Source organism: Cohnella thermotolerans DSM 17683 (genome assembly GCF_000429825.1).
Lineage (GTDB): Bacteria > Bacillota > Bacilli > Paenibacillales > Paenibacillaceae > Cohnella > Cohnella thermotolerans.
The window spans coordinates 1-1515 of record NZ_AUCP01000142.1; the positions used below are offsets into that span (position 1 = coordinate 1).

Here is a 1515-nt window from a genome sequence, read left to right on the forward strand (position 1 = left end):
AGTTGAGTCCGTATAATTGTGTAAAATGAAATATCTCCTAAAAAGTACTAGGAGCCATATTCAAATGTCCTCGGTTAGAATGGAGTTGACTAGACAACATTCACAGAGAGGAGTATTTGAAATGGCTCAATACCAGATTACCGTAGATTCACAACTTTTGCAGCAACTATTTTTGGGAAATTCTCAGGACACAGGGGTAGCTAAGTTGCTGGAATCGGTATTAAACCAAATTCTTCAAGCACAGGTGACTGAACAAATAGGAGCAGAACACTACGAAAGAACCGAAGAACGACAAGGATATCGCAACGGATCCTATCCCCATCAACTCACAACACGAGTAGGGACCCTCACCCTGCGGGTACCTCGCATCCGTGGCGGCAAATTCTCCACGGAGTTGTTTGCCCGGTACCAGCGAAGTGAACAGGCATTAGTGCTGGCCCTCATGGAGATGGTCGTAAACGGGTTATCTACCCGAAAAGTTGCTCAAATTACCGAAGAACTATGCGGGACGAACTTTTCCAAGTCGACCGTCTCGGATCTGTGCAAGCGTCTCGATCCGGTCGTGACAGCGTGGAATAACCGCCCGCTCTCCGATAGCCGCTTTCCGTTCGTGTTGGTGGACGCTCTTTACCTCAAAGTTCGTGAAGACGGCCGCGTACGCTCGCGCGGTGTCATGATCGGTATCGGCGTCAATACGGACGGTTACCGGGAAGTGATGGGCCTTATGTTGGGCGATACCGAGTCCGAAGGGAGCTGGAGCGAGTTCTTTAACTGGCTCAAAAGCCGTGGCCTGCGTGGAGTCGACCTGATCGTCTCCGATGACCATGGCGGCTTGGTTCGCGCCGTTCGTCAGCATTTTCAAGGCGTAACGTGGCAGCGGTGCCAAACGCATTTCATCCGAAATGTGTTGGATGCTGCGCCGAAAGCGCTGAAAGAGGAGATTCATGGTCGCGTACGTACTATCCTGGATGCACCGGATGCGAAGATGGCCCGCCTCTTGCTGCAGCAAACCATAGCCGACTACGAAGACAAAGCTCCAAAAGCGATGGCTGTGTTGGAGTCCGGATTTGACGACGTTACAGCGGTCTTGGCGCTGCCTGAGAAGTACCGCAAGCGACTGCGTACAACCAACAGCGTTGAACGCTTGAATGAAGAAGTTCGTCGGCGGGAACGCGTGATTCGTATTTTCCCAAACCGCGAATCCGTCGTTCGGTTAATCGGTGCGTTGCTGATGGAACTTGACGAAAAGTGGGCTAGCGGCAAGAAATATCTCGACATGACCGAGTACTTGGAATGGCGCGAATCTCAAGCGACAAAGACCACGTCGAAGGTTACACGTATCGGGTAAAGGGGCTTTACATGGAGTGGCGGGCATGATAGGCTGTTCTGCCTTGGCGATTTAACGTCAGGACATATCGCCCAATCGCCAGTCATCATGCCTGCGGAGGCTCCATGTCAAGCCCCGGCTCGACACTTCTGAACCGAGGAAATTTACACAATATTTTGGACTTGATC

The 1515-nt window shown here is 51.5% G+C and carries 1 protein-coding gene; it reads left to right on the forward strand.

Annotation, left to right across the window (positions count from 1 at the left end):
* Positions 1–121 precede the first annotated feature (121 nt).
* Positions 122–1348 (forward strand): IS256 family transposase, encoded by a 1227-nt coding sequence (locus tag G485_RS0117465; RefSeq protein ID WP_027093558.1) that lies wholly within the window; start codon positions 122–124, stop codon positions 1346–1348.
* The last annotated feature ends 167 nt before the right edge of the window (positions 1349–1515 follow it).

What these genes read in the sequence shown, in the direction of transcription:
- G485_RS0117465 (WP_027093558.1), top strand. Translation starts at nt 122, where the DNA reads ATGGCTCAATACCAGATTACCGTAGATTCACAACTTTTGCAGCAACTA.